Below are 26228 nucleotides of genomic sequence, written 5' to 3' on the forward strand. Positions count from 1 at the left end.
GCGTGCCGGCGTGGCAGGTTCCCCGACTCTCCCGTTGACGTATCTCCTGAAGAAAGCCCCTCCCATGACGCGACACACCCACGAACCCCGGGCGACCGGTACGCAGGATCGGCCCCACGTCCTGCACCGCACCCACCCCGCGGCGGATCAGGCCGTACCGGCCGATGCGCGCACGATCACGGCACCCAGGGTGACCCGCGACCCCCGAGGAGAATCATGAAGGGCCTGCACCGGCTCAGCCGGCGTCGCCGGACATTGGCGACAGGACTGTCGGCCGCGGCGCTGGTGGCCGGTGTCGTGACGCTCCTTCCCAGCTCCGCCGGAGCCGCGAACCTGGGTACGCAGGCGGCCCCCTCGGGAAGGTACTTCGGCACCGCCGTGGCCGCCGGCAGGCTCGGCGACTCGACCTACGCCGCGATCTCGGACCGGGAGTTCAACATGATCACCCCGGAGAACGAGATGAAGTGGGACGCCATCGAACCGACCCGCGGCAATTTCACCTTCGGCCCCGCCGACCAGATCGTCAACCATGCCCTGGCACACGGCCAGCGCATGCGCGGCCACACCACGGTCTGGCACTCGCAGCTCCCGTCCTGGGTCAGCTCCATCAGCGACGCGAACACGCTGCGCAGCGTGATGAACAACCACATCACCGCTGAGATGACCCACTACAAGGGCAAGATCTACGCCTGGGACGTGGTCAACGAGGCGTTCGCCGACGGCTCCTCCCAACACCGCGACTCGGTGTTCCAGAACGTGCTGGGCAACGGCTTCATCGAGGAAGCGTTCCGCACCGCCCGGGCGGCCGACTCCTCGGCCAAGCTCTGCTACAACGACTACAACATCGAGAACTGGACCGACGCCAAGACCCAGGGCGTCTACAGCATGGTCAAGGACTTCAAGTCCCGCGGCGTACCGATCGACTGCGTCGGGTTCCAGAGCCACTTCGGCACCGGCGGCCCGCCGTCCAGCTTCCAGACCACCTTGTCCAACTTCGCCGCCCTGGGCGTCGACGTCCAGATCACCGAGCTGGACATCGCCCGGGCGTCGTCCACCTACTACGCCAACACGGTCAACGCCTGCCTGGCCGTGGGGCGGTGCACCGGCATCACGGTATGGGGCATCCGTGACAGCGACTCCTGGCGCAGCGGCGACAGCCCTCTGCTGTTCGACAACAACGGGAACCCCAAGGCCGCCTACACCGCCGTCGTGAACGCCTTCAAGGCCGCCCCCGGTACCACCGGCGGCACTGGCACCGGAGCGATCAAGGGCGTCCCCTCCGGTCGCTGCATCGACATCAACGGCTCCACCACCGTCAACGGCACCCAGGCGCAGCTGTGGGACTGCAACGGACAGACCAACCAGCGCTGGACCTACACCTCCGGCAAGCAGCTGAAGATCTACGGAAACAAGTGCCTGGGCGCCATGGCCAAGGGCACCGGCAACGGCACCGCGGTGGTCATCGGGGACTGCGACGGCGGCGCCGGCCAGCAGTGGAACATCAACACCAACGGCACGATCGCCGGCGTCCAGTCCGGGCTGTGCCTCGACGCCGTCGGCGCGGCCACCGCCAACCGCACCAAGATCCAGCTGTACTCCTGCTGGACCGGCAGCAACCAGCAGTGGACCGGCCCGTCCGGGACGACGACCCCGCCAACGCCCACGCCGACGGGCGGCACGTGTGCTCTTCCGTCGACGTACCGGTGGACGTCGACGGGTGCGCTGGCACAGCCGGCGAACGGGTGGGGCTCGGTGAAGGACTTCACCGACGTGGTGTACAACGGCAAGCGCCTGGTCTACGCGTCGAACACGTCGGGGTCGTCGTACGGCTCGATGATGTTCAGTCCCTTCACGAACTGGCCGGACATGGCGTCGGCCGGCCAGACCGGGATGAGCCAGGCCGCGGTGGCGCCCACGCTGTTCTACTTCGCGCCCAAGAACATCTGGGTGCTGGCGTACCAGTGGGGTTCGTGGCCCTTCATCTACCGCACGTCGAGCGACCCCACCAACCCCAACGGCTGGTCCTCGCCGCAGCCGCTGTTCACCGGTAGCATCCCCAACTCCCCTACCGGCCCGATCGACCAGACCCTGATCGCTGACGGCCGGAACATGTACCTGTTCTTCGCCGGTGACAACGGCAAGATCTACCGGGCGAGCATGCCGATCGGGAACTTCCCGGGCAACTTCGGCTCGTCGTACACGACGATCATGAGCGACTCGGCGGACAACCTGTTCGAGGCGCCGCAGGTCTACAAGGTTCAGGGCCAGAACCAGTACCTCATGATCGTTGAGGCGAGGGGTGCGAATGGACGCTACTTCCGCTCGTTCACGGCCTCCAGCCTGAGCGGTTCGTGGACACCGCAGGCCACCAGCGAAAGCAACCCCTTCGCGGGCAAGGCCAACAGTGGTGCCACCTGGACCAACGACATCAGTCACGGTGACCTGGTCCGCAATAACCCTGACCAGACCATGACCATCGACCCCTGCAACCTGCAGTTCCTCTACCAGGGCAAGTCCCCCACCGCGGGCGGCCCCTACGACCAACTGCCGTACCGGCCGGGTGTCCTCACCCTGCAGCGCTAACCCGTCCGATCCCCGGTGATCGCGATTCGGGGCTGCCTGCCGACGCGGAGACGAGTGGTACACGGCCCGGGCAACCCCACCTGCTGACCGATACCCTCCGCTTCGAGGAACCCCAGCCGTACGTCGGCTGGGGTTCCTCTCTCTTGTGGACTTCGTCGTGGGTACGGACCGAAGCACTACGACGCCACCGCGAACACCGGGCCTTGTCGATCCGGTCCAACTGCGTCTCGTCCGGCCCTGCCAGGGAGCGGCGTGCGGTCTGGAGGCTACGACGGCGCTCCGATTCCCGCCCCGGAACTTCCCCCAACTCATCGCGAACCGCACCAGGTCCATCGCGAAGGGTTCCCCGCCACCGCGCGCCCGGCGCAGCCGAGGTGCGCCCCCGCCCAGCCGGGGATACGTGAACTTTGTTGATTCCACGGATGGTTGATGCCCGCGCGCATACGATCAACAGCATGACACCAGTGATCACCCCGTTGCCGGGCGGTACGCCCGCGCAGCTCGGAGGTCACCGGATCCTGGGGGTGCTCGGGGCTGGCGGCATGGGGACGGTCTACCTCGCCCGCCGTCGGGGGCGTCCGGTCGCCCTGAAAACCATCCGGCCCGAACTCTTCCGCGACGCGGACCTGCGCGAGCGGTTCACCCGCGAGGCCGCCGCCGCGGCGGCGGTCCGCAGCCCCTTCGTCGCCAACGTGCTCGGCTCCTCGACCGCCGGGCAAGTGCCCTGGATCGCCGCCGAGTTCGTCCCCGGCGCGACCCTCGCCGCTGCCGTACTGCGGCACGGGGCCCTGCCCGCGCCCGCCGTGCGGGTCCTCGCCGGGGCGCTCGGCCGGGCCCTGACGGCCCTGGGCGCGGCCGGGGTCGTACACCGTGATCTGAAGCCGTCGAACGTCATCCTCGGCGCCGACCGCCCCCGCGTCGTCGACTTCGGCATCGCCCGGGTGACCGGCGACGCCACTTTGACCGCGACCGGGCAGCGCCCCGGCACGCCCGGCTACATGTCGCCCGAACAGGTGGTGAAGGGGCCCCTCGGGCCGCCGAGCGACGTGTTCTGCCTCGGCGCGCTGCTCGTCTTCGCACTGACCGGCCGGCACGCCTTCTACGACGGAGACCCGGTCCGCTCGGACTTCCGCATCGCCTACGAGGCCCCCGACCTCACCGGCGTGCCGGCCGAGCTGACGCCCGTGATCCGCGGCTGCCTCGAAAAGCAGCCGGAAGACCGGCCCGCCGCCACGGAGGTGGCCGCGGAACTCGACCCGCAGGGCGCCGCCCTGCGCGCCGCCACCCGCTGGCTGCCGCCCACGGTGCTCGCCGACGCCGCCGAGATCGCACGGGCCGCAGCCGCCCTGGGCGCCGGCCCGCGGCTGCCGACCCGGCGCAGGGTGCTCACCGGCGTCGGGGCGGCCGTGCTCCTCGCGGCGACCGGCGCCACCGCCCTGCGCACCCTCCAGGAGGACGACGGCCCCGGCCGCACCCCCGCCCCCCGCTGGAGCGGCCCGCCCGGCACAGTGCCGGGGCCCCTGTGGTCGTACGACGGCGCCGCGGCGCAGCCGGCCTTCGGGCCGGTCGACGTCGACGGCCGGGTGTGCTTCGCGGACGGCGGCGGCGAGCTCCTCCTCCACGATCCGGTCTCGGGCGAACGGCGCTGGCGAGGCCCGGTGGTGCGCGACCTCGTCGGCGGCCGCCGACCCGTCGCCCTGGACCCGGACGGCGCCCTGCTGTTCCTGGACCCCGGCAGCGGTACGGTCCGCCACCGCGCGCGCGACGGGGTGACCGGGCTGCTCGCCGCCGACGAGGACCAGGTGTACGTCCTCGACGCCGACGGCCGCCTGGCCGCGCTCAAGCGGGCGGACGGCGGGGTGCGCTGGCGCGTGCCCGTCCCCGTGTCGGGCACGGTGCTCTCGGCGGCCGCCGGGTACGGGCGGCTGCTCCTGGCCTCCGCCGCCGGCGGGGTGGTGGCCCTGTCCGCCGCCGACGGCGGCTCCGTGTGGCGGCGGCCCGCCGGCACCGACAGCTCGCGGACGGCCCTGTCCGCGCGCGGAGTGCTGCTGGGCGGGGCCGGAGACCGGACGCTGACCTGCCTGGACCGGGGGCGCGGCGAACAGCTGTGGACGCTGCCCGCGGACGACAGCGCGGGCTTCGGCGTGCCCACGTCGGCCGGCGACAGCGTGTACGTCGCCGACGGCCGCCAGCTCCGGAGCATCGACGCGAGGACCGGAGCCCCCGCCTGGACCGTGCTGGCCGCCGAGGAACTGGCCCAGAACCAGGCCCCGTTGGTGGCGGGATCCGGGATCTTCGCACCGCTGCGGAGGCCCGAGCTCGGAATCCTCGTGGTGCACGGTGGACTGGCGGCCGAGCAGTACGTGTTCGCACCGGCCCCGGCCGGGGAGGTCCGTGCCGACGTTCCCTGGCGGGGAGCGGTCGCCGGAGGCAGCGTCATCTGGCAACGCGGCAGCGCGGTCCGCGCCCTGCCGGGCATGTGACCGGTCCCGGGCGGGGCCACGAGGTGAGGGGGGAACAGGTGGGGGGCGGACGTCTGGGGGAGGGCTTGCGCCCCGAGGACCCGCGGTCGGCCGGGCCGTACCGGCTGCTGGCTCGTTGGCCCGGCCCCCGGCCGGTGCCGCCGCGGGGCGGCATGTACGTCGGCCGCGACCGGAACCACGGGCACGCCGTGGTGTGCCTGCTGCCCCCGGGCGCGTACCGGGCGGCCGAGGCGGTGCGCCGTGGGCCCGTGCCGGGTGTGCCGCCTGTACTGGACCTGAGCACCGGGACCGAGCCCGCGTGGGTGGCCCTCATTCACACCCCTGCCGTGTCCCTCTCCGACGTGAGGCGGCAGCCCGGACCGGAGTCCGGCATCCTGCCCCTGGAACAGTCGGTGCGGCTCGCCGCGGAGGTCGCCGACACCCTGGCCGCCCTGCACGCCCGGGGGATCAGCTACGGCGCGGTGGCACCCGACGGGGTCTGGCTCACCACGGCCCGCCCGCTGCTGATGGCCCTGCACGCCTGCCGCATGCCGTCCGCGTCGCCTCGCGAACCGGGCCGGGGGCCGGAGCAACGGCAGGGGCCGGAGCAACGGCAGGGGCCGGAGCCCGGGCCGGGCCAGGGGCCGCGACCCGACGCAGGGCCCGGGCGACCCGAACCGCACAGCCGGGTGTCGACCGTGCCCGCCGCCTTCATGGCCCCGGAAGTGGCCGCGGGGCGGCCCTCCTCCACCGCTGCCGACGTGTACTCCCTGGCGGTGCTGCTGCTCCACACGGCCACCGGGCGGCTCCCCTTCGGGGACGGCCCGCCGCCCGTGCTGGCCTACCGCGCCCTCCACAACCGGCCCGAACTGCCAGACCTGCCGGGAGAGCTGGGCGAGGTGGTTGCCGCGGCGCTGGCCGCCTCCCCGACAGACCGCCCCACCGCCGCGGAGCTGTGCCGGACTCTGGCCCCCGGAGGGCAGGACGCGGAGCGGACGCCGGACCCGCTGCCCGGCCGGGTCGTCGCCGCACTGGCCGTACGCACGCAGGCGATCGCCGACCTGGAGATCGCCGATGCGGACGCGGGCGGGCAGGCGGACGGGGATGGGGACGGCCGGGCCCCGGCGGACGCCGATGCGCACGAGCCCCCGCACCCCGCCACCCAGGCGGCGACGCCCCCGACCCCCGGCCCGGTTCCGGCCCCGGCCACCCCCGACGCGCCCGCCCCGCCCACCCGCCGCCGGGTGCTGTCCGGTCTGCTCACCGGCGTGGCGGGCGCGGCCCTGGGGGTCTCCGGGACCCTCGCCTGGCCCGCCCTGATGCGCAAGGACGGCCGCACCGGGCCGTCCGCGGCAGGGGGCGGTTCCGGTACGAGCCCCCGCGTGCCCGGCATGCCGCCGGCCGCCCTGTGGCGCCTGGACGACCCGACGGCCCGCACCCGGCTCCTCCCGGTGGGCAGCGCCGACCATTGCCTGATGACGCGCGGCGACGACCTGTACGGGCACGACCTGCGCACCGGCAAGGAGGTGTGGCAGCTGCCCGCCGGCGGCAGCGCCCCGCCCGTCCAAGTGCCCGGCGACCGCTTCCTGACGGCCACGCGCGAGGGGCTGTCGCTCTGCTCGATGCGTGACGGCCGCACCCAGTGGCTCCAGCGCAACGAGCAGCTCGCAAGGGTGCTCGCCGCCGACGGCGCCACCGCGTGGCTGCTCACGGGGGACGGGAGTCCGACGGGCGGATACCTGCTGGCCGCGTTCGACCTGGACCATCGCAAGGAGTTGTGGCGCACCCCGCTGCCGAGCGGATTCGGCAACACGCAACTCGCCACCACCGTCGGGCCCGAGACGGTCGTCGTGGAGGTACAGGTACCCCAGCAGGTGTTCCGAGACGTCACGGCCGTCCGGACCCTCGCGATCGCGGGCTTCGAGCGGAGCAGCGGACACATGCTCTGGAACCGCTCCTACCCCGACGTGCACGGCGGCCCCGCCTCCGTGGTGGACCCGGCGGGCGGAGGGCGGCTCTTCCTTCTCTCCGGCGGTCGCGCCCACGCGTACGACCTGAAGACCGGCACCCGGCTGTGGGAGTCGCAGGCCCTGGTCGCCGGGACCAACGCCCCGCCCTTCTTCAGCGGCGGCACCCTGTACCTCGCCGACGACGGCACCGGCCCCATCGTCGCCGTCGACCCGGACACCGGCCGGACGCTGTGGGAGCAAACGCTCACCGAGAACCTGGCGTGGAACGAGCTCGGGAGCATGACCGCGAGCGCCTCCGGACGCACCCTCTACCTCGCGACCCTGCACCAGATCACCGCGACCGGCATCCCCTCGGGCAAACGGATGTGGCAGACCGGGCTGGCGGGGGTGGAGGCCCGGGTACCGTTCCAACTCGCCGCGGTCCCCGGCACCCTGCTCGTCGCCCGGCCGTCCGTCGTCGTCGCCCTCCCGGCGGAGTGACCCCGCGCCCCCTCCCCCACACGCCTTCCCACGGCCCCCGCCGACGCACGCACGCGCGAGCCACTCACAGATACGCCCGTCCGCCCCGAAGGAGTCCACCGGTCATGTCCACGCTCCTGCCCCTGCTGCCCGACGATCCCGAGCGGCTCGGGGAGTACACCCTGCTCGGCCGGCTGGGCGGCGGCGGCATGGGGACCGTCTTCCTGGCCCGCACCACCGGTGGCCGCCTCGCCGCGGTCAAGACCGTCCGGTCCGACCTGCGCGACCAGCCCGGCTACCGTCAGCGGCTGACCCTGGAGGCCGAGGCCGCGCGGGCCCTGGGCGCGGAGCACACCGCGGCCTTCCTCGGCGCCGACCCCGACACGGCCCGGCCCTGGCTGGCCACGGCGTACCTCATCGGGCCCTCGCTGACCGAGGCGGTGGTGGCCGGGGGCCCGCTGCCGGAACCGGTCGTCCGCGGACTCGGCTCCGCGCTCGCCGCCGCCCTCGCCGCCCTGCACCGTGCCGGGCTCGTCCACCGGGACGTCAAGCCGTCGAACGTACTGATCACCGCGCAGGGCCCGCGGCTCATCGACTTCGGGCTCGCCCAGGCCCCGGGCAGCCCCCGCCTCACGGAGGCCGGGGGGCTCGCGGGCACACCGGCGTACATGTCACCCGAGCAGGCGCGCGGGGGACCGCCCGGCCCGGAAGGTGACGTGTTCGCCCTCGCGGCGGTCCTGGTGTTCGCCTCGACCGGTCACGGCCCCTACGACGCCCGCGGTCGGCAGAGCACCCTCGAACTGCTGCGGGACGGCGCCGACCCCGACCTGACGGGCCTGCCGGACGGGCTGCGCGAGACGCTCACCGCCTGCCTGTCACCGGAGCCCGGCGACCGGCCCGCCCCCGGCCGACTGTGGGACGAGTGGGGGCCGTTCGACCCCGGGGAGTTCGCGGACCTGCTGCCGCAGGCGCTCCTCGCCGACCTGTCCCGCCGGATCGGGGACGTCGCCACCCTCGCCCCCGCCCCGCTGCGCGCCCCCGCCCCGCGCCGCGCGCTCTCCCGGCGCACCCTGATCGCGGGCACGGCGGCCGCCGCGCTCACCGCCGTGGGCGGCGCCTCGGCGCTCTGGGCCACCGGGAACCTCCCCGGATCGGGCTCGGGCTCGGGCTCGGGGAACCGTACGCCGTCGCCCGGCCCCGGCCGGAGCTCCCGCCCGCCAGGCACCCCGCCGGCCCCGGTGTGGTCGGTTCCGTCCCCGTTCTCCGCCGCCCCGGCCGTCGCGTCCGACGAGGTCCTGATCCACACGAGCGACGTCCTGCGAGGCATCTCGACGGCCGACGGCCGGATCCTGTGGGAGACCCAGACCGCCAAGGTCGACGTGGCCGTGGCGGGAGACCGCCTCGTGGGCTTCGTCTTCGACGACGACGGCAACGCGAGCGCGGGATTCCTGGACCCGCGCTCCGGCCGCCTCCCCGGCGACGCGGCCGACCCGGCCGTGCTGGGCGGCCTCGCCCAGACCACCCAGCTGCTCGCCGCGGACGCCGAATGCCTCTACCTGAAGGCGTACTTCCGCTCCGCCGACCAGCGACAGCAGGAGGAGGCCTGGCTGCTCTCCTACGATCTGGGCGCCCGGAAACTGCGCTGGCGCACGCGCGTCGAGGGCGCCGTCCTGGACTCGAACGGTGCGCTCATGATGTCGGCGATCATCTCCGGCGGCCGCCTGATCTGCTCGGATCCCGCACGCGTCTTCGCCGTCGACCTGCGCGACGGCCGCCTGCTGTGGGCCTGCCGGGTCCGCACCGACCAGGAGGCGGCGTCGCCGAACCAGTCGGGAGGCATCAACCCTCCGGTCGCCTCGGACCGCCACGTCTTCGACTTCGAGGAGCGGATCACTGCGGTGGACCTGGTGACGGGCGCGGTGGCCTGGAAGCTGGAGCCGGAGGGTACGAAGCTGCTGAGCGCGCCCGTCTGCGTGAACGGCTCGGTGTACGTTGCGGACGGGGCGCTCCAGGCCTTCGACGAGTCGACCGGGAAAAAGGTGTGGACCCACGACCCGGGCGCGTACGTCTCCATGCTGGCGGCTCCCGCCCCGTTCCGCGGGGAGCTCTACGCGGCGGTCGGCGGCGCCGGTCAGGCGGTCGTCGCGGTGGACGTAGCGGCCCGCCGGGTCGCGTGGACGCTCGCCGCGGGCGCCGTGAACATGCCCGACGGCCCGACGATGATCGTCCAGCGCGGCAATCGGCTCTACCCCCAGACCGTCGACCGCCTCGCGGCCGTACCGCTCGATTGACATCCGCCGCGATCCCGGCCCCCTGCCGCCGGGATCAGACGCGGAAGCTGGCGTACACCACGCAGCACAGCGTGAGCGTCGCACCAGCCGAACCGAAGGCCGTGAAGATCGACTTCACGGATGACAGTCCTTCGGCGTGCACGGGGAAGCCGGCGCCGAGGCCGACGATGACCGACACGGCCAGGAACAGGAGGAAGACCAACAGGTTCACGAGGTGCGTCATGACGACAAGCCTGTTGCCCAGCCCCGTCCCGCGTACGGTCCGCACACACGGGTCCGGCAGGCGTCCAAGCGCGCCGCCCCCGGCAGAACGGGTGCGGAAACCGAGCACGAGTACCGGCAACCGGCGCAGCCGGACAAGAGCAAGGCGTGGCCGGTCGGGTCCGCCCGCCCGGGTCTGTCCGAGGCCCTCCAAGCTGCCCGGGCCACACCCGTTCGGCGTCATGTTCCACTGCTCGACGGCAGGTCCTGGCCTCTCCTCCAATATCTCTACTCGCCAGTAGAGTCAGCAAAGGGTCAGCATTCGTTCGACCAGACCTGCCCGCACCCTGATCCCCATGAGACTCGAGATCGAGATGCCGCTGCAGAGATCGCGTCGGCTCCCGCCCGACCCTCGGAAGCGGAACGATGCGAGCCACCACGTACGGTCGCACCCTTAATGGCATCAGCCCGGCGATCCCGGCAGCGCAAACGACGACGTACAGAAGAGGCTTGGACGGCTGCGGCTCGGTCACGCGGGCTCCCAGTCGGCGGCCCACGCATAGAGCCGTGGTTCGGGCGCGAGCAGCAGAGGGCCCGGACCCGAGGTCGGGTCCGGGCCGGTGTGCGCGGAGTGTGTCAGCGCAACGTGAACGGGGCCACGTGGGTCGTGGTGTCCGCTCCGCTGATGGTGAATTCGAGGTTGTAGTTGCCGTTCGGCAGTCCCCGCGTGCTGACGGGGAGGCTGTAGTTGGAGAACAGCGCGCTGTAGGTGAACCGGCCGGTGACGGGCCTCGTGACGGGGCCGGTGACCCGGACGGAGGTCAGCGTGATGTTCGAGCTGGAGAGGTTGTTGCCGTTCGCGTCACAGATCCGCAGGCTGAGCACGACCTGGCCGAGCAGGCGGACCGGCTGGGTCGGGTCGTAGAGCAGGCAGATCCGGTACGCCACGTTGTAGGTGACGCTCTTCATCGACGGGTTGGTGGCGATGTCCTTGGCGTTCACCGTGAACGTGTGCGAGCCGAGGGTCGAGGTGTTGACCGGGCTGCCGTTGGGAACCGTGCCGACGCAGCTCGCCAGTCCGGAGGTGGCATCCGTGCACGAGTAGGACGCGGTGACCGGCTGACGGTAGAGGTAGGTGCCAGCCGCCGGTCGGACGACGGTGATCGACGGTGCCACGGTGTCGAGCCGCACGGTGATCGTCTGCGGCGCGGACGTGTTGCCGGCGTTGTCGGTGGCGGTGTAGGTCACCGTGGTCACGCCGTTCGCCGTGATCGGCACGGCGGCGCTCGCACCGGACACGTCGGTGGAGGCGATCGGCTGGGCGCCGCTCGCACTATAGGTGATCTTCTGGACGCCGGAGCCGCAGGACCCGTCACCCGCGCTGATGTTGACCGTCGCCGGGCTGATGGTGTTCCACCCGGCGCCGTTCGGCGACGGCGAGATGCTCGCGGAGGCGGTCGGCGCGGACGTGTCCGCGTCGTACGTGTACTGGTCGGCGCCGCTGGTCGGGCTGGTGCCGTTGGGGGTGGTCACGGTGACGTCCACGGTGCCCCGGGTCTGCGGCGGCACCTGCGCGGTCAGCTGCTCCGGCCCGGTGACGCTCACGCTCGTGGCGGCCACGGAGCCGAACTTGACGGTGGTGCCGCTCGTCGGGAACTCCGTACCGGTCACCGTCACGGTGTTCACGCACGGCGTCAGTTCGGGCCCGTGGTTCGGGCTGACACCGGTGACGGTGGGCGGGGACAGCGTGACGCGGTCCATCGCGGTGCCCCAGTCGCCGCCGGCCAGGCCGCCGATCTGCTGGACCGTCCAGACGTCCTTGGGGTGGCTCGGGTCACGGGCAATGCCCGTGTAGTCGCCCCAGCGGAAACCGGCGGAGTAGGCCTGCGTGCCTGCGGCATAGAAGTCGCCGACCGTCGTCCCGGGGAAGTTTCCGCCCGGAACTCCGATCGCGACCGCGGTCGGGAACATGGTGGGAGAGGAGGCGGTGAAGCCGGAGAACAGATCGTCCTCGTCGTTCAGCGCCACCGACCCGTAGTAGAGGTGACCGCCCACGAGACCGAGGTTGAAGTTGGTCCCGAGGGTCTGCCCCCCGCTGGTCGAGACGTGGAGGAAGCGCTGGCAGGAGCGGGCCGCCGTGTCGCCGGGTGGAGTGCACGAAACGTTGAAAGCGCCCCAGAGGTGGTTGTTCTGCCAGGCGACCGACAGCATCCGGCTGTCATTGGTGTTGATGCTGGCGTCGCCGCCGGACGGCTGGGTGGCCATCGGCGGAGGGTCGGCGGCGCCGATGGCGATGGTGTTGTCGCTCTGGGCGACCGGCTGCATCGGATCGCCGGGCACACCGGTGATCGTGACCACGTGCACGTCCGTGCTGTTCTCGCCGTGCCACATCGCGAGCTGGTCATCGATCCCCGACAGCGAAACGGCCGGAACGACCTGGAACTTGCCCGTGTCGGGCGCGAAGGTCGTGAAGGTGATGGTGCCGCTGGCCACCAACTCCGCCTTGTTGACGACCACGGTGACCACGCCCTGGAAGGAGTCGTCGGCCTTGTTGTAGTTGTTCCAGCTCAGCGTGACCTTGTTGTTGCTGTAGCCGAGCTTGGGCTGGTCGTGCTGGACGTTCGAGGTGTTGCTGCCGACGTTGTAGCGGGTCCAGGTGCCGACCGGGTCGTCGTCGTCGCTGACCGCGAGCTGGATCTCGTCACCGCCCGCCACGTTCGACTCGTAGGACGCATAGAAGCGGCCCACCGAAGCGTCGTAGTGCACCCGCGGGTCGGTACCCGTGTTCATCCCGAAGCCGAAGAAGGTGCCCAGATCGAAGGGGCTGCCCACGGTGTTGCCGGCCTTGTCGTAGACCTGACCGGTGCGGTTGACCATCTGGACGATGCGCGTGGGCCCCACCGCGAGCTGCGTGTCGGAGGGGATACGGCTGTTCACGTTCCCGAGCGTCGAGAAGGTCTTCAGCCGCTCGAGGACGGCCGAGGACGGCACCGCCTTCGGGGACGCGGCGCCCGCGGCCGCCTTCGGGACCAAGGCCCCTGTCGCGACGGGCAGGCTGGGCACGCGCTTCGCCCCACGCGCGAGCTTCGGGGCGGGCAGGAGGGGCTCCGCTTCCTCCCCGACGGCGCGCCTCGGCTTGGGCAGGGTCCGCGTGTCCACCTGGCCATCCGGCTGTACCCGCGTCTCCTCCTGCCCCTCAACGGCCGGCTGCGAGGAGCTGCTGGCCGCGGGCGGGACGTTGGGCTGCGGCTCGGCGGTCGCCCCGGTAGCCGTGGCGGCGATGGTCAGTGTCACGGTGAGTGCGACGACCGCCGTGCGCGACCACTCTCGCGCTGCGCGCAGCACACGTCGATTCACTCGGAGAACCGGTCTCGACGACATGGACTTCCCCCTTCCACTCGCGACGGACATCCCGCCCCGCGCACGGATCGACGGCAGGCCGCCGATCCGCTGCAGTTGGCAATGATCATGGGCGGTATCTATCGGAAGGGGCCGTTCGCTGGCCTCCGGCCACGGCGCCGGACACCGTCAATTCCCCCTCAATTCCCCCTGGTGGTCTAGTGACTCACGTAAGTAGTTGATCGTTGATTTGTGTTTTGTCTTCCACTCCGCCGACGTTCCCCGCCGGGCGGACACTGCCGGGCCAGGTCCTGTCCGGCCGATCATGCGACTAGACGTGGCCCTTGCCGTCGAGGTGCACAAGGGACGAGGTGGTGATCTGAGTGATTCGCGGGAAACGGCGGCTCACGGGGCTGATTTCACGTCGCTCCGCCCCCACCCTGCGAGGCACGCGGCCACGCCGGAGACCGCCGCGAGCAGCCCGAAGAGCTGGGGGTAGCCGCCGAGAGGGCCGGCCAGGGCGGCGCCGGCCCAGGGGGCGAGGGCGGCGGCGATGTGGGCGGGGGCAGCGAGGAGTCCCGAGAGTCGGCCGTAGTGGGTGGTGCCCCACCGGTCGGTGACGGCGGTGGCCTGGAGCAGGGTTAGGTTGCCGCGAACGACTCCTGCCAGGACGGCGAGGACGACCAGCAGGGGCAGGGGGCCCGGGACGAGGGCGAGCGCTGCAGCGGTGGCGCCGCCAAGGGCGATGAGGGTCACCGTACGGGCGGTGACCGAGGTATGGCCGGCCAGGCTCGCGTAGAGGGTGCGACCAAGCGTCTGGCCCGCGCCGCCGAGTCCCAGGGCCCAGGCGGCTGTTGTGGCGTCGGCGCCGCGTTCAGTGAGGAGCGGGATCAGGCCGATGACGACGGCGTACATGGCGAAGCCGGAGAGGGTGAAAGCCGCCGCGAGCGTGAGGAAGGGGCGGGTCTTGGCTACCGGCGTGCGGTCGGTGGTGGGCGGGACCGGAGGTGCCGGGGGCCAGGGGGCTCGCAGGGCCAGGGCGTGGGCCGGGATGGTGATCACGGCCAGGATGAGGGCGAGGACGGCATAGGTCTGCCGCCAGCTGAGGTGTTCGGCGAGGGTGGCGGTGAGCGGTGCGAAGACCGTGGAGGCCAGGCCGCCCGCCAGGGTGACGATGGTCAGCGCCCGGACCCGGTCCGGTCCCCACCAGCGGGTGACGGCCGCGAAGACGGGCGGATAGAAGGTAGCCGCCATCGCGATTCCGGCCAGGATCCAACCGAGAAAGAAGACGGGCAGGTTGGGGGCGGCGGCGACGGTCAGGACGGCGAGCACGCCCATACCTGATCCGGCGGTCATCACCGCTCGGGGACCTCGGCGGTCGAGGATCCGGCCGACGGGGATTCCGACCAGGGCGGAGACGAGCAAGGCGAGGGAGAAGGCGCCGGTGGCCGCGTTGGCGGACCAGCCTGTGCCGGCGGTCAGGCGTGGGAGGAGTACGGGGAAGGCGTAGTAGACGATGCCCCAGCTGGTGATCTGCGTGGCGCAGAGGGCTGGGAGTACGGCGCGCGGCCGTGACCGGACCCCCGTTCCGGTCACGGCCGCTCCGGCCTTGGTGTTGGACACCGTGGTCAGCAGCCGCCGGAGGAGGCGGGGGCGCCGATGGTGAGGGTGGCCGGGGCGGCGCAGCAGCCGCCACCGGTCTCTTCGGCGGCCTCGGGCTGGTCGAACAGGCCCGCGCCGCCGCACACTCCGGTCTCGGGAAGGGTGAGTTCGACGCGCTCGGCGGCCTCGCGGTCGCCGGCAAGGGCTGCGGCGACGGAGCGGACCTGCTCGTAGCCGGTCATGGCCAGGAACGTCGGGGCCCGACCGTAGGACTTCATGCCCACCAGGTAGACGTCCTCCTCCGGGTGGGAGAGCTCGCCCGCCCCGTGGGGGTAGACGGTGCCGCAGGAGTGCTGGTTGGGGTCGATCAGCGGAGCGAGCTCGACCGGGGCCTGGAGTCGTTCGTCGAGGCCGAGGCGGAGTTCGTCGAGGAAGGTCAGGTCGGGGCGGAAGCCGGTCAGGACGATGACCTCGTCCACCGGGTCCAGGCGACGGCCGTCCTCACCGACCAGGACCAGGCGGCCGTCCCCGGTCTTCTCGATGGCGTCGGTGCGGAAACCGGTGACCGCGTCGGCGTACCCGCCGTCGACGGCAGCCTTGGCCGCGAGGCCGAGGGCGCCGCGGGCGGGCAGCTGGTCGGCGGTGCCGCCGCCGAAGGTGGAGCCGGAGATCCCGCGTCGGAGGATCCAGGTGGCGTGCGTCCCGGTGCCGTCCTCCGCCTTGGCAAGATCGGCAAGGTAGGCGAGCGCGGTGAAGGCGGAGGCGCCGGAGCCGATGACGGCGGTGCGCTTGCCGGCGTACCGGGTGCGGACGGCGGGGTCCTTGAGGTCGGGGACGCGGTAGGTGATGCGGTCGGCCGCGCTCTTCTCGCCGAGTGCGTGCAGGCCGCTGCCGCCAGCGGGGCTGGGGGTGGACCAGGTTCCTGAGGCGTCGATCACGGCGCGGGCGAAGATCCGCTCCTCACGGCCCTCAGGGCTGGTGAGGTGGACGACGAAGGGCTGGCTCTCGCGGTCGGCGTCGACGATGCGGTCGCGGCCAGTGCGCGAGACCCCGGTGACGGTCGCGTTGTAGCGGACGCGGTCGCCGAGGACATCGGCCAGGGGCTGGAGGTAGAGCTCGGCCCAGTCACCGCCGGACGGGTACGTGGCGCCGTCCGGCTTCACCCAGCCGGTGGGGGCGAGGAGCTTCTCGGCCTCAGGGTCGACCACCTCGGACCAGGTGGAGAAGAGGCGTACGTGAGACCAGTCGCGCACGGCGGACGCGGCGGCCGGGCCGGCCTCCAGGACCAGGGGCTCGATGTCCCGCTCGATGAGGCGGGCGGCCGCTGCGAGTCCGATCGGGCCGGCGCCGATCACGACGACGGGCAGGGTCTCAGTGGTGGCGTTCACGGCGGGCTCCCCGGTTGATTTGACGTTTGTCGATGTCCTGACGCCTCTAGAGTGGACCTTGGATCGACGTTCGTCAACATAGACAGCCATCGAAATTTCTCCGATGATGGAGGCATGACTACGAAGGTGTTGCCGCTGCTGGAGCCGGAAGCCGTGGCGGCGTGCTGCCCGCCCCTGTCGGAGCGCCCGCTGACGGCCGAGGAGGCCGAGCGGACCGCCGCCATGTTCAAGGCCCTGGGCGACCCGGTCCGCCTGCGCCTGTTCTCGCTGGTCGCCTCGCACGAGGGCGGCGAGGCCTGCGTGTGCGACATCTCCGACGTCGGCGTATCCCAACCGACGGTCTCCCACCACCTCAAGAAGCTCCGGGAAGCCGGGCTGCTGTCCTCCGAGCGGCGCGGAACGTGGGTGTACTACCGGGTCGAGCCCGCGGTGCTCGCCGCCATGGGACAGCTCCTGACCCGCGCGGCCGCCGTATGAGCATCACCATCGCGCCGCTGGCCGAAGCGCACGCGGATGAGGTCCTGGCGATCTACCAGGCGGGGATCGACGAGGGCAACGCCACCTTCGAGACCACCGCCCCGACCTGGCGGGCGTTCGAGGCCGGCAAGCTGCCGGAGCACCGCTTCGCCGCCGTCGGCGCGGACGGCAAGGTCCTCGGCTGGGTCGCGGCGAGCGCCGTCTCGGACCGGTGCGCGTACGCGGGTGTGGTCGAGCACTCCGTCTACGTCCACCCCGCCGCCCGCGGGCAAGGGGTCGCCATGCGGCTCCTCACCGCGCTGATCGGCTCGACGGAGACCGCGGGGATCTGGACGATCCAGTCCGGCATCTTCCCCGAGAACCGCGCGAGCCTGGCCCTCCACCAGCGGGCCGGATTCCGGATCATCGGCACCCGCGAGCGCATCGGCCGCCACCACGGCGCGTGGCGTGACGTGGTGCTGTTGGAGCGCCGCAGCCCGCGGATCAGCTGACGTCATCCCTCCCGCCACGCCCGTCACTGCTGTTCAGCGTGAGCTGGCGGTGATGGACGTCGAAGTGCTGCGTCGGGTAGCGGTAGATGTCCGCGAGCGTCCTGATCTTGGCGCTGTTCTTCGCCCAGGGCGCCGGACACCGCGGCTCCACCCGCAAAATCGTGCTCGGCCAGTACCTCGGCTTCACCGCGATCCTGGCCGTAGCCGTAGCCGTGGCCGCAGCCTTCGGCGCCCCATTCCTGCCGGAGTCGGCCATCCCCTACCTCGGTCTCCTCCCCCTCGCCTTGGGCCTGAAGGCCGCCTGGCAGGCATGGAAGCACCGCAACGAAGACGGAGACGACGACGGGGAGGCCCCACAGGGCGGGCCGACCACCATGGCGGTTGCAGCCGTGACCTTCGCCAACGGCGGCGACAACATCGGCGTCTACGTCCCCGTGTTCGCCACCGCCGGCATCGGACTCCGAGCCGGCTCCGTCCACCTTCCACGGCTATCGGTCCAGCTGGCTGGACACAGCGGCGGGCCAACGGGGATCGGTGCCCTCGACCGGCCTCCAGGTTTCGAGCCGTACCTCCGCTCTGCTGGACGGCGCGGTGGGCGGCGCGGCGCCCGCACCGCCCCGAGTGCCGTGCCCACACCGGTTCAGCTGCCGATGCCGAAGTGCACGTACCGCGGTTCCACGTTGCGGCGGTCGAAGCCGCCCTGGAGGGTGTAGCCGGAGGCCACCCACTCCGAGGAATTCGGATCATGGCGGTGACACGTGAGGTAGTCGCCCCACTTGCCCCCCAGGGGGCCGTGTGTGCTCGTACCGGTGACGGCCAGCCGCCATTCACCGCCGTCGCGGAAGCCCACCACATGCGAGGGATGCCGGGGACCACCGCCGAGGAACAGGGTGACGCCGACGATTCCCTGGGCGTTCGGGCAGGCCGCCGGCTGGGCGTACGCGGACTCCTGGCTCCAGATGTCGGGCTCCTCCACCAAGGCCTGCGTGGTCACGTCGACGACCGCGCCCTTGACGTACGGCATGGGTCGTCCGGATCGGGGACCGGCCGTCCACAGGAAGCCCGCGCGGGTGCCGCTCACCCAGCCGCCGGTGATGCGCGAGTCGGTACGGGTGAGCCACTCGACGCCGCCGGGTCCGGGGGCGGAGAACGGATCGGGGGTCCACGGGCTCACCTGCACATCGAACGAACCCACCGTGTTCGAGGCGTCGGGCCAGCCGTGCACCCTGAGGGTCCGGCCGCCGTTGTGGCTGGCGAAGAACATGCTGCCGACCGCGCCCTGGGTGAGCCGCAGGGAACCGTTCTGCGTCGTCGTCCACCACTGGTACGTCAGCTCGGTAGCGGCCTTGAGCGCGTCGAGGGGCAGCTTGAAGGCGAAGGCGCGCTGCCAGTTCCCTGCCGCGTTGAAGGCGTTGAAGGTGATGTAGAGGTGGTTCGAACTCAGCGCTGCGTCCGGGTAGTCGAACCACATGTCCGTCCACGAGTGGTCCAGGTCCCGCGGGCTGAAGTCCTGCCATTTCCATGCGGTCGGGTCGTCACCTGGGGCGTAAGCAACGCGGAAGACGTTGCTGCCCGCCTTGGCGCTGTACTGGAGGATCCAGATCCAGAGGTCCCGGCTGGGTTCGTAGAGGACGATCTGGTCGCAGCAGAAGCCGCCCGCCGCAGAGGGCAGCGTGGTGAACGGATCGACCAGGGTCCATCCCGCGCCGTTGTCGGTGCTGCGGCCGGCGAACCAGTTGCCGGTGATGAAGATGTTGTCGTGGGATGTCGCGACGGTCGGCTCGTGGATGGTGCCGGTCTGGATGCCGGTGGCGTTGTCGTCGAGGCCGATGTTCTTGATGAGGCGGACCTGAGCCATGACTGCTGTCCTCCGTCACTGCTCCTCGGGCTCGTCGAGCTCCTGAGGAATGGTTTCGGGCACCTGGTCCTGAGTGGGGCCCATCGGCTTGCGACGTCGGCTGACCTTCTCCTCGCGGGCGTCGAGCTCCTCGGGTGTCGGCGTGCCCTCCGCCGACTCGGCCAGGGCCCTGGCCCGCTTTCCGGGCTTCGCCAGGGACTTCGGCTTGCGGGCATGCCCCACATTCGCTTCCTGCGCCACGTACGGGGGACCCTCGGTCCGCTTCTCGTTCGACATCTGACAGCCTCCGGTTCCTGCTGATCAGCTCACTCCGTGCGCGGCTGCAGCGCCTTGGCCCTGCGCCATTCACCGCGCGCGAGCAGCGAGAACGTGAGCGTGGCGCAGGCGGCGAGCGCGACGATGACCCATTCGAGCGCCCCGCTGTGCTGGTCCGGGTCGACCCCGAAGACTTCTTCGATCCAGTCGCGCCAGACCAGGGTCACGATGAGAAGAATTCCGCTGATCGCGGCGGCGATCGCCTCGATCCAGCCGCGCATACGCACATCACGCATCATCTTGCGCACCCTTCGCGAGGTATTCCACGGGCGGACCGGCCGCTCCACAACCGAGGCCAGGGTGAACGCGCCCGACGGACGGACGGGCGGCGACGGCCCATCAGCGGCACCGCCACCGCAAGCAGGCGGCAACAGGAAATGCCGGGCCGAGGCCTCACTCTCAGTAGGCGCCGCACCCCCGAGACTGTCAAACGCGCCAGCACGGGTGCGCGCCACAGAACGCCGTCCGTGCGGCGGCTCCGCAGACACCGGTACCGATCCGCAGTCGGTCTGCGATACGGCGAAGGGGCATCTGGACGCCGGATCAGGAGACCGCGCAGTGAGCGCGGCCTCCGCCGACCATCTGCTCGCCGCTGTCGCGCCGAGTGGCCCCCTCCCCCACGGCGGTCGGTGCCGCCGTGGCCGGTACGCGGCTCGCGAGAGGGCTCCTTCCACGGCCCAGTGGTGTACGCCGAGTCCGGAGCCATGTTGGCAGCAGCCACAGTGCACCGCAGGCACCGTCGGGGCCGACGCACTTCGGTGTTGGTCCCCGACGACAAGTCCACCGATCCGGAAGCTACTTCCCAGCCTCCGTCTGAAGGGCGCCGGCGCCGATGACGCCCCGGAGGACGTGGGCGATCTCCTCGGGCTTGAGGTCGATGCCGTCGAGGCCCTCGACGGTCAGCGGGACCTCCTCCAGCGCGTACTCGCCGCGGCCTTCGGCGCTGAACTCGGGACCGGTGCGGTCCTCGAAGGACCAGGTGGCGATGCGGACGAGGTAGAAGAGCTGACGCTCGTCGACGGACTCCATCATGTGGAGGAGCCGGACGATGTCGGCCTTCCCCGCGATCTCCTCGTGGATCTCCCGGTGAAGGGCGGCCTCCCGGGACTCGTCGCTGGCTTCGACTCCGCCGCCGGGCAGGACCCAGTACACGGGGATGCCGGGCTTGGTGCGGCGGATGACCAGCATCGTGTCGTGAGCGGTGACGAGGACGGCGCGGACTCGTTCGATCATTTCGGCCTGTCTCCTTGCTTGTTGACGGTCTCGGTGCAGCAGCCAGCCGCCACCGACTTGGACGGATTGGCCAGCAACGGCCGACGACCGGCGAAGTCGATGTGCTCCGTGTTGACGGACGCATCGTGTCGGCGGGGCTCTTCCTGCTACGGTCATCCGTTCGCCGAGGAGGTCGTGATGAATGGATCCTTGACCGCTGCTGCCCAGGTGGATCTACGCCGTCAGCCGGTGGAAGACGTGCTGAAGCGCGTAGAAGCGGCCCTGCACGTGCAACTGGATCGGCAGGCCCTGGTACGCAAGCGCCGTTCCCTGGGCTGCCGTACCGAACGGGAAAAATACATGGGTGCGCATTGAGCGGCGGGGATTTGAGCGGATCGGCACGCAGGGCTGGAACGGGACCGAGGCCGCTGCGGTTCTTCAGGGGGTCGCGATGCCCGAGTGGTACCAGGGCCTGGCGTGGCGTGAGCCGGGCGAGCCTGTGATGTGGCGCGCGGATGAGCTGGAACTGATTCCATCGCCGTCTATCGGCAAAGGCGCCCTGGTGCTCGAAGACCCGGGCCTGCCGGACGAGTGGTGGGCGGCGCTGAACGCTTCGCTGAACGCGCTTGCCTCACAGCAGACACCGCGGATTGCGACACCGGACACAGTGACGATCACGCAGGAGCACGTGACCCAGACCCTCGGAGCGGTCTTCCCCAGGGTGGCCGATACACGGATCGAGCGGTAGTGGCCAGCTCATGCAGATCTGACCTGGGCCAACGTGATGGGGCCGGGGTTCTCCCTCATTGATTGGGAGGACTGGGGCATGGCGCCCCGGGGCCTGGACGCCGCAACGCTGTGGGGCAACGCGCTTGCCGTCCCAGGGCTCGCGAACCGCGTCCAGCAGGAGCGGCGTGCGGATTTGGAGAGCCGGGACGGCAAGCTGATGTCGCTGTTCTTCCTGTCGAAGATCGTCGGACCCTACGCCTACGAGGAGGATCCGCTGCTGGCGCCAGCCCGGAAGGAGGCCGAGCGCCTGGTAGCCGAGCTTCAGCTCTGACGGTGTCCATGGAGGGCCCGCAGGTACTGACTGACGGCGGCGGTGTCCACCTCCGCGCCCAGGGCCTGGACCAACTGGGCCAGGTGCCCGGGGTCGTCGGTACCGACCGCCATCGCGGAGGCACTGGGCAGGTGGAACGAGGCCCGGAACGCCGCCTGTATGCGGGACAGATCCTCGTGACGCGGTCACAGGAACGGCCGGGGGTCGAATTCCTCCCACACCTTCCTGTGGCCGCCACCGAAGGGACTCATGCCCCAGGTCTCGCCCGGCTGCCAGGCCGTGCTCAGGACGTTTATGGCGTCGAGTAGGTCGATGCCCACGAGGAACCCGGCCCGGACCATCAAGAGGTCCGGGGACGGCAGGTCGTCCACCTGGACCATCTCGAGCGACCGGGTATCCCAGGAGGCCACACCCCAGGCGCCGCACAGGCCGTCGCGGGCGGCATCTGCCAGGGCAGTGCAGGCGTTGCCGAGAAGGGTGTGGCCATCGGGAGTGGACAGGCCCGCGAGGCTCCGCTCGGGGTTGTGGAGGAGCACGGTGTCAGGTTCCCTGCCGAGTTCCCGGGCCGCTCGCTCGACGGCCAGCCGCAGCCGGACCGGATCAAGGGAGTGGTCTGCACCTCCAGCGCTCGGGAAGAAGCCCACCTTCGTGGAGAGGGCGAACTTTGGCAGCAGATCGGCCGCCGTCTCAGCCAGCACCGCGTGCGAGCGGAAGCCGAGGTAGGGAGCCGCCGTATCCAGGGCGGTGACGCCGAGGTCGAGTGCGGCCTTCAGGATGTCGCGGTGGTGACGAGACCGATGTAGGCCGAGGACAAGGCGGGGGTCAGCTCCGTGCACAGTTCCTCCTTCAGCAGGATCTCGGCGAGCTGTTCCACGTCTACGCCGGTCTTCTCGGCGGCGTCGGCGATGACGACGGGGTGGCCGCTCAGCAGCAGGGCGAGGGCGGGGTACGCCTTGCCGGCAAACGTGAGCTTCTTGCCCGCGGCGAGCACGTCCACGGTGTCGTGGTGCTGCTCGATCACGGGCTGCGCAAGGCCGGAGCCTGACGCTCTGGCAGTGGCCGCGCGTGCTTCACGGTCCGGGGGTCATGGTGGTCTGTTCGTCGGTGAGGCGGGCCCTCCAGTCACTGACGTATGCATCGGGTATGGAGGCCAGGCGGGCGATCTCCGCGTCCCCGCGTCCGTCGGACCAGGCCAGGATCCGCGTCACGGTGCGGTTACGTGCGGCTCGAAAGTCCTTGAGCATGATTTCGAGGCGTTCGACTTCCTCGCCCTCGTGGACAAGTTGCCGGTCGACGGCGGAGCGTTCCGCGCCGCGCAGCCGCCGGAGATGGGCGGTCAGGCCCGTCAGGGCCAGCCCGTGTTCGTGCGCGGCGTTCTGAAACGTTTCGGCCAGGGACACCAGCACGCAGTCGGGGACGTCGGCGAGGGTGGCTCCGAGGGGCTTGGCCGCCTCCCAGGTGTCCCGCCCGGCCTCCGTCGTCTCCAGCCAGACGCGGGCGTCTGTCGGAGTACGGTCGCCGCAGGCCCGTGCCCGGTGGGCGTACAGGGCGGCGCGGTGGCCGTAGAAGGTGAAGCCGTCCTCTATCTGCCGGTCGGCGTCGCGGCAGATCCGGCCCGGTACGCCGCCGTAGCCGTTCTGGGGGCTGTAGTCGGCGTAGGTGTCGAGTTCCGCGTCCGTGGCCAGGTCCCAGGAGGGATCGCACAGCCCGGGGTTGGCGGCCAGGAAGGCGCCGACCTCGACACGCCAGGCCGGGACCGGTGTGGTACGCGGTCTGGGCCAGAGGAGTTCCCCGGAGGGGTCGAAGGCGGGCGTCGCGGCCTGTTCGATGTCGTCCCATGCGGTGGCCGCCTCGGCCGACCACTCGAGCTCGCCGTCGGGCCCGATCCGGTGGATCGAGTCCACGAGCCGCTGCACGGCGGGCAGGACGCGCACCGCGAGCGCGTGCAGTTCCTCGGCGTCGAAGAAGCGCCATGTACAGCCGCGCTGTTCGTCGTGGCTCAGGTGGCCGAGCAGCTGCACCATGATGCCGGGGGCGGGGACGTTCCCGTCTCCGAGTGCCCTGCGGGGGATGCCGGGGAGCCGGCTGCCAGGGGACTCCTGCGGGGCTCGCCAGTCGGTGTCGCCGAACCAGACGGCGCCGTCGCGAGCGTCCACCGCCAGCCACTGTTGGTAGCCGACTCCCGGGCCGTAACGCTGGTCCTGCTGTTCGGCGTTCTCGTCGTGCCATACGTACTCGGCCGGGGGCGGGTCCAGCTCTGCGGCCATGAAGCCGTCCTCGGGGCGGTAGCCGGTGAGGACGTGCGCCGTTCCCGGCACGCTGTCGGCTGCGGTCATGAGGGGTTTCCTCTCGGTGGAACGTCAACCGCGGCAAACGTAGTGCGCCTGTCACACAATAGTTTAACTTTCAGCCACAGTGTCCGGTAGTCGGACACGATGGGAAGTACGGCGTGCCGGTGAGGTCTACGCGCGTGCGACGGCCGTCAAGTTGGCCGCTTTTCGCGTTCCCCCACGATCCGTTCACCCGCTTGACCCCGGGACACCGTGCGCCTTACGCGAGCGCGACCAACGCCTGGGCGGCGAGCATCTCCTCCAGGTCCAGGACGACGCGCGGGGCGTGCCGGGTGTCGATGCGGACGGCGTAGATGAAGCGCGTCAGCTGCGGCTCGGCCAAGGGGCGGGCCACCACCTGGGTGTGGGTGCGGGGCAGGGCGAGTCGCGGCATGACGGCCACGCACAGGCCCGCGGCCACGAACCCCAGCACGGTGTTGAAGTCGTCCCCCTCGTATTGCAGGCGGGCCTGGAAGCCGGGCGTGTTGGCCATCTGCGAGAGCAGTTCCAGGCGCAGCGCGGCCTCCGGAGCGGCGATCCACGTCTCGGAGGCGAGGCTGGCCAGGTCGATGACCTCCCGGTCGGCCAGGGGGTGGCGCGCCGGGACGACGGCCACCACCGGATCCCGTGCGACCAGCGTCCGGCGCAGCATCCGCGGCGGCGGGACGGGGATGAAGTCGTAGTCGTAGCTGAGCGCCAGGTCCATGTCCCCCCGCTTGAGCCGGTTGTAGCCGGCTTCGGGCTCCAGCTGGCTGAGGCTGACCTGCACGTGGGGATAGGCCGCGTGGAGTCGGGCCAGCGCCTGCGGAACGATGCCGGTGGCGGCCGAGGCGAAGGCGCCGAGCCGGATCCGTCCGGCCGTCCCGGCGCGCATGGCGCCGAGTTCGACCGACGCCGCCGCCAGCGTGCTGCGGACGCCCTGCTCCGCGCCGAGGAGGACTTCGCCGGCCGGTGTGACGCGAACGGGTCGCCGCTCCAGCACCCTGAGGCCGGCGCGGCGTTCGAGTTCGGCGATCTGCTGGGAGACGGCGGGCGCGCTGTAGCCGAGTTCGCGTGCGGCGGCGCTGAAGGAGCCGTGCCGCACGACGGCTTCGAGGGTGGCGAGCAGGCGGGGGTCGAGTCCGTGCACGGAGTTAAGGCTCACTTATCTGTCGCGAAGATGTGTTTTCTTGTGATTGGAGATGAACGCCAGCAGGATTCTTGCTCGCGGCAAGAAAACGCAAGCCTGCGCTCCTGGACCGCGAACACCCCTCCCCCGCCGTCACGGTGGCCTCCGCCCGTACCACCTCGCCACCCGCCGCCGCCTGCCGTGGCGGCTGCGGGCGGTTCGGCTGCGGCTGTCGACGGCCACCCCTCATGCCCCGAAAGGAAGTGGTATGCCCCAGCCACCGCTCATCGGACTCACCACCTACCTCGCCCACGCGCAGTGGGGTGAGTGGGACCTGCCTGCCGCAGTGCTGCCCGCGGCCTACGCGGACTGCGTCCGGGCGGTCGGCGGCCGCGCCGTACTGCTGCCACCGGACGCGCCGGAAGCCGCGGCCGACGTGGTCGAACGTCTGGACGCGATCCTCCTGGCGGGAGGCGAGGATCTGGATCCCGCCCTGTACGGGGCCGTGCCCCATCCGCGTACCGGGCCGCCGGTGCGCGAGCGCGACGCATGGGAGCGGGCCGTCCTGGCTGCCGGCCTCGCCCGCGACATACCCGTGCTCGGGGTGTGCCGGGGGATGCAGCTGATGAACGTACACGAGGGCGGCACCCTGATCCAGCACCTGCCCGACCGGGTGGGCCACGACGGCCACAACCCCTATCGGGGCCACTTCTGCTCCCACGCCGTGACCACCGTACCCGGGACACGGGTCGGCGCCCTGTTGCCGGGGACGCACCACGTTGCCACGCACCATCATCAGGCGGTGGACCGCCTCGGCGCGGGACTGGTCGTCGCCGCCCGTGCGGCGGACGGCACCGTCGAGGCGATCGAGAGCACCCGGCACCGCTTCGCCGTGGGCGTCCAGTGGCACCCGGAGATGGGCGACGGCGCGCCGGTCGTGCGGGCCCTGGTGGCTGCCGCGGGCTCCGCCGGAGGTACCGGTCCTGCACGGACGGCCGGACAGAACACGCGCACGGTGCGAAACGCGCCGGGCCGGACTTTCCCGGCACAGGTGCCTTGACACCCCGGGGCGGACCCCCCCA

Annotated in this window: 21 protein-coding genes and 1 pseudogene; 9 read left to right on the top strand and 13 right to left on the bottom strand. The window is 71.4% G+C overall.

Annotated elements, in window-relative coordinates:
• The first annotated feature begins 216 nt into the window (after positions 1-216).
• The 4 genes from ACFY1T_RS17990 to ACFY1T_RS18005 all read left to right on the top strand — a co-directional run bounded on the left by ACFY1T_RS17990 (position 217) and on the right by ACFY1T_RS18005 (position 9765).
• A complete protein-coding gene (locus tag ACFY1T_RS17990) occupies positions 217-2583 on the top strand; it encodes a non-reducing end alpha-L-arabinofuranosidase family hydrolase (RefSeq protein ID WP_390789001.1) in 2367 nt (788 codons plus the stop codon).
• A 455-nt stretch (positions 2584-3038) separates the two neighbouring features.
• A complete protein-coding gene (locus ACFY1T_RS17995) occupies positions 3039-5066 on the top strand; it encodes a PQQ-binding-like beta-propeller repeat protein (RefSeq protein ID WP_390789002.1) in 2028 nt (675 codons plus the stop codon).
• Positions 5067-5131: 65 nt separating this feature from the next.
• Positions 5132-7495, top strand: a complete 2364-nt coding sequence (locus tag ACFY1T_RS18000; RefSeq protein WP_390789003.1) for a PQQ-binding-like beta-propeller repeat protein — start codon at positions 5132-5134, stop codon at positions 7493-7495.
• Between the two features lie 104 nt (positions 7496-7599).
• Positions 7600-9765 carry a PQQ-binding-like beta-propeller repeat protein gene (locus ACFY1T_RS18005; RefSeq protein ID WP_390789004.1) on the top strand — a complete coding sequence of 722 codons (2166 nt, stop codon included), beginning with the start codon at positions 7600-7602 and terminating at the stop codon, positions 9763-9765.
• Positions 9766-9799: 34 nt separating this feature from the next.
• On the opposite strand, the gene ACFY1T_RS18010 is transcribed toward ACFY1T_RS18005, so the two are convergent.
• The 4 genes from ACFY1T_RS18010 to ACFY1T_RS18025 form a co-directional block, all read right to left on the bottom strand.
• Positions 9800-9988, bottom strand: coding sequence for a hypothetical protein (locus ACFY1T_RS18010; protein ID WP_390789005.1), 189 nt, complete (start codon positions 9986-9988; stop codon positions 9800-9802).
• Between the two features lie 614 nt (positions 9989-10602).
• Positions 10603-13311: an IPT/TIG domain-containing protein gene (locus ACFY1T_RS18015; RefSeq protein ID WP_390789006.1), complete on the bottom strand. Its 2709-nt coding sequence runs from the start codon at positions 13309-13311 to the stop codon at positions 10603-10605.
• Between the two features lie 399 nt (positions 13312-13710).
• Positions 13711-14928, bottom strand: coding sequence for an MFS transporter (locus ACFY1T_RS18020; RefSeq protein WP_390789007.1), 1218 nt, complete (start codon positions 14926-14928; stop codon positions 13711-13713).
• Between the two features lie 5 nt (positions 14929-14933).
• On the bottom strand, positions 14934-16295 hold the full coding sequence (locus ACFY1T_RS18025; RefSeq protein ID WP_390789008.1) for an NAD(P)-binding domain-containing protein: 1362 nt from the start codon (positions 16293-16295) through the stop codon (positions 14934-14936).
• Positions 16296-16409: 114 nt separating this feature from the next.
• Here ACFY1T_RS18025 and ACFY1T_RS18030 point away from each other — a divergent pair, with 114 nt between their 5' ends.
• From ACFY1T_RS18030 to ACFY1T_RS18040, 3 genes are all read left to right on the top strand, one after another.
• Positions 16410-16772 (top strand): ArsR/SmtB family transcription factor, encoded by a 363-nt coding sequence (locus tag ACFY1T_RS18030; protein WP_390789009.1) that lies wholly within the window; start codon positions 16410-16412, stop codon positions 16770-16772.
• Positions 16769-17263: a GNAT family N-acetyltransferase gene (locus ACFY1T_RS18035; RefSeq protein ID WP_390789010.1), complete on the top strand. Its 495-nt coding sequence runs from the start codon at positions 16769-16771 to the stop codon at positions 17261-17263. Before ACFY1T_RS18030 ends, ACFY1T_RS18035 begins: the two co-directional genes overlap by 4 nt.
• 86 nt (positions 17264-17349) lie before the next feature.
• Positions 17350-17976 carry a cadmium resistance transporter gene (locus ACFY1T_RS18040; RefSeq protein ID WP_390789011.1) on the top strand — a complete coding sequence of 209 codons (627 nt, stop codon included), beginning with the start codon at positions 17350-17352 and terminating at the stop codon, positions 17974-17976.
• On the opposite strand, the gene ACFY1T_RS18045 is transcribed toward ACFY1T_RS18040, so the two are convergent.
• From ACFY1T_RS18045 to ACFY1T_RS18060, 4 genes are all read right to left on the bottom strand, one after another.
• The gene (locus ACFY1T_RS18045) at positions 17904-19121 is read right to left on the bottom strand and encodes a hypothetical protein (protein ID WP_229335147.1); all 1218 of its coding nucleotides are present in this window, start codon (positions 19119-19121) and stop codon (positions 17904-17906) included. The genes ACFY1T_RS18040 and ACFY1T_RS18045 overlap by 73 nt on opposite strands.
• A 15-nt stretch (positions 19122-19136) precedes the next feature.
• Positions 19137-19397 carry a hypothetical protein gene (locus tag ACFY1T_RS18050; RefSeq protein ID WP_229335148.1) on the bottom strand — a complete coding sequence of 87 codons (261 nt, stop codon included), beginning with the start codon at positions 19395-19397 and terminating at the stop codon, positions 19137-19139.
• A 29-nt stretch (positions 19398-19426) separates the two neighbouring features.
• On the bottom strand, positions 19427-19675 hold the full coding sequence (locus ACFY1T_RS18055) for an ABC transporter permease (RefSeq protein WP_229344821.1): 249 nt from the start codon (positions 19673-19675) through the stop codon (positions 19427-19429).
• A 556-nt stretch (positions 19676-20231) separates the two neighbouring features.
• The gene (locus ACFY1T_RS18060; RefSeq protein WP_390789012.1) at positions 20232-20669 is read right to left on the bottom strand and encodes an NUDIX domain-containing protein; all 438 of its coding nucleotides are present in this window, start codon (positions 20667-20669) and stop codon (positions 20232-20234) included.
• Positions 20670-20846: 177 nt separating this feature from the next.
• Between ACFY1T_RS18060 and ACFY1T_RS18065 the strand changes: the two are divergent.
• Positions 20847-21708 (top strand): annotated as a pseudogene (locus ACFY1T_RS18065) (hypothetical protein).
• On the opposite strand, the gene ACFY1T_RS18070 reads toward ACFY1T_RS18065, so the two are convergent.
• The 5 genes from ACFY1T_RS18070 to ACFY1T_RS18090 form a co-directional block, all read right to left on the bottom strand.
• Positions 21699-21821 carry a hypothetical protein gene (locus tag ACFY1T_RS18070; protein WP_390789013.1) on the bottom strand — a complete coding sequence of 41 codons (123 nt, stop codon included), beginning with the start codon at positions 21819-21821 and terminating at the stop codon, positions 21699-21701. The pseudogene ACFY1T_RS18065 and the gene ACFY1T_RS18070 sit on opposite strands and share 10 nt — an antisense overlap.
• Positions 21822-21893: 72 nt before the next feature.
• Positions 21894-22544: an aldo/keto reductase gene (locus tag ACFY1T_RS18075; RefSeq protein WP_390789014.1), complete on the bottom strand. Its 651-nt coding sequence runs from the start codon at positions 22542-22544 to the stop codon at positions 21894-21896.
• Positions 22478-22729: a hypothetical protein gene (locus ACFY1T_RS18080; RefSeq protein WP_390789015.1), complete on the bottom strand. Its 252-nt coding sequence runs from the start codon at positions 22727-22729 to the stop codon at positions 22478-22480. The genes ACFY1T_RS18075 and ACFY1T_RS18080 overlap by 67 nt, the downstream gene beginning before the upstream one ends.
• A gap of 49 nt (positions 22730-22778) precedes the next feature.
• Positions 22779-24044, bottom strand: coding sequence for a hypothetical protein (locus tag ACFY1T_RS18085; RefSeq protein WP_390789016.1), 1266 nt, complete (start codon positions 24042-24044; stop codon positions 22779-22781).
• A 214-nt stretch (positions 24045-24258) separates the two neighbouring features.
• Positions 24259-25167, bottom strand: a complete 909-nt coding sequence (locus ACFY1T_RS18090) for a LysR family transcriptional regulator (protein WP_390789017.1) — start codon at positions 25165-25167, stop codon at positions 24259-24261.
• Positions 25168-25414: 247 nt separating this feature from the next.
• Between ACFY1T_RS18090 and ACFY1T_RS18095 the strand changes: the two genes are divergently transcribed.
• The gene (locus tag ACFY1T_RS18095) at positions 25415-26206 is read left to right on the top strand and encodes a gamma-glutamyl-gamma-aminobutyrate hydrolase family protein (protein ID WP_390789018.1); all 792 of its coding nucleotides are present in this window, start codon (positions 25415-25417) and stop codon (positions 26204-26206) included.
• The last annotated feature ends 22 nt before the right edge of the window (positions 26207-26228 follow it).

The sequence above is a fragment of the Streptomyces sp. NPDC001194 genome (assembly GCF_042896985.1).
Taxonomy (GTDB): Bacteria; Actinomycetota; Actinomycetes; order Streptomycetales; family Streptomycetaceae; genus Streptomyces.

What these genes read in the sequence shown, in the direction of transcription:
- ACFY1T_RS17990 (WP_390789001.1), top strand. Translation starts at nt 217, where the DNA reads ATGAAGGGCCTGCACCGGCTCAGCCGGCGTCGCCGGACATTGGCGACA.
- ACFY1T_RS17995 (WP_390789002.1), top strand. Translation starts at nt 3,039, where the DNA reads ATGACACCAGTGATCACCCCGTTGCCGGGCGGTACGCCCGCGCAGCTC.
- ACFY1T_RS18005 (WP_390789004.1), top strand. Translation starts at nt 7,600, where the DNA reads ATGTCCACGCTCCTGCCCCTGCTGCCCGACGATCCCGAGCGGCTCGGG.
- ACFY1T_RS18010 (WP_390789005.1), bottom strand. Translation starts at nt 9,988, where the DNA reads ATGACGCACCTCGTGAACCTGTTGGTCTTCCTCCTGTTCCTGGCCGTG.
- ACFY1T_RS18030 (WP_390789009.1), top strand. Translation starts at nt 16,410, where the DNA reads ATGACTACGAAGGTGTTGCCGCTGCTGGAGCCGGAAGCCGTGGCGGCG.
- ACFY1T_RS18035 (WP_390789010.1), top strand. Translation starts at nt 16,769, where the DNA reads ATGAGCATCACCATCGCGCCGCTGGCCGAAGCGCACGCGGATGAGGTC.
- ACFY1T_RS18040 (WP_390789011.1), top strand. Translation starts at nt 17,350, where the DNA reads ATGTCCGCGAGCGTCCTGATCTTGGCGCTGTTCTTCGCCCAGGGCGCC.
- ACFY1T_RS18045 (WP_229335147.1), bottom strand. Translation starts at nt 19,121, where the DNA reads ATGGCTCAGGTCCGCCTCATCAAGAACATCGGCCTCGACGACAACGCC.
- ACFY1T_RS18050 (WP_229335148.1), bottom strand. Translation starts at nt 19,397, where the DNA reads ATGTCGAACGAGAAGCGGACCGAGGGTCCCCCGTACGTGGCGCAGGAA.
- ACFY1T_RS18055 (WP_229344821.1), bottom strand. Translation starts at nt 19,675, where the DNA reads ATGATGCGTGATGTGCGTATGCGCGGCTGGATCGAGGCGATCGCCGCC.
- ACFY1T_RS18060 (WP_390789012.1), bottom strand. Translation starts at nt 20,669, where the DNA reads ATGATCGAACGAGTCCGCGCCGTCCTCGTCACCGCTCACGACACGATG.
- ACFY1T_RS18070 (WP_390789013.1), bottom strand. Translation starts at nt 21,821, where the DNA reads ATGGCGGTCGGTACCGACGACCCCGGGCACCTGGCCCAGTTGGTCCAG.
- ACFY1T_RS18085 (WP_390789016.1), bottom strand. Translation starts at nt 24,044, where the DNA reads ATGACCGCAGCCGACAGCGTGCCGGGAACGGCGCACGTCCTCACCGGC.
- ACFY1T_RS18095 (WP_390789018.1), top strand. Translation starts at nt 25,415, where the DNA reads ATGCCCCAGCCACCGCTCATCGGACTCACCACCTACCTCGCCCACGCG.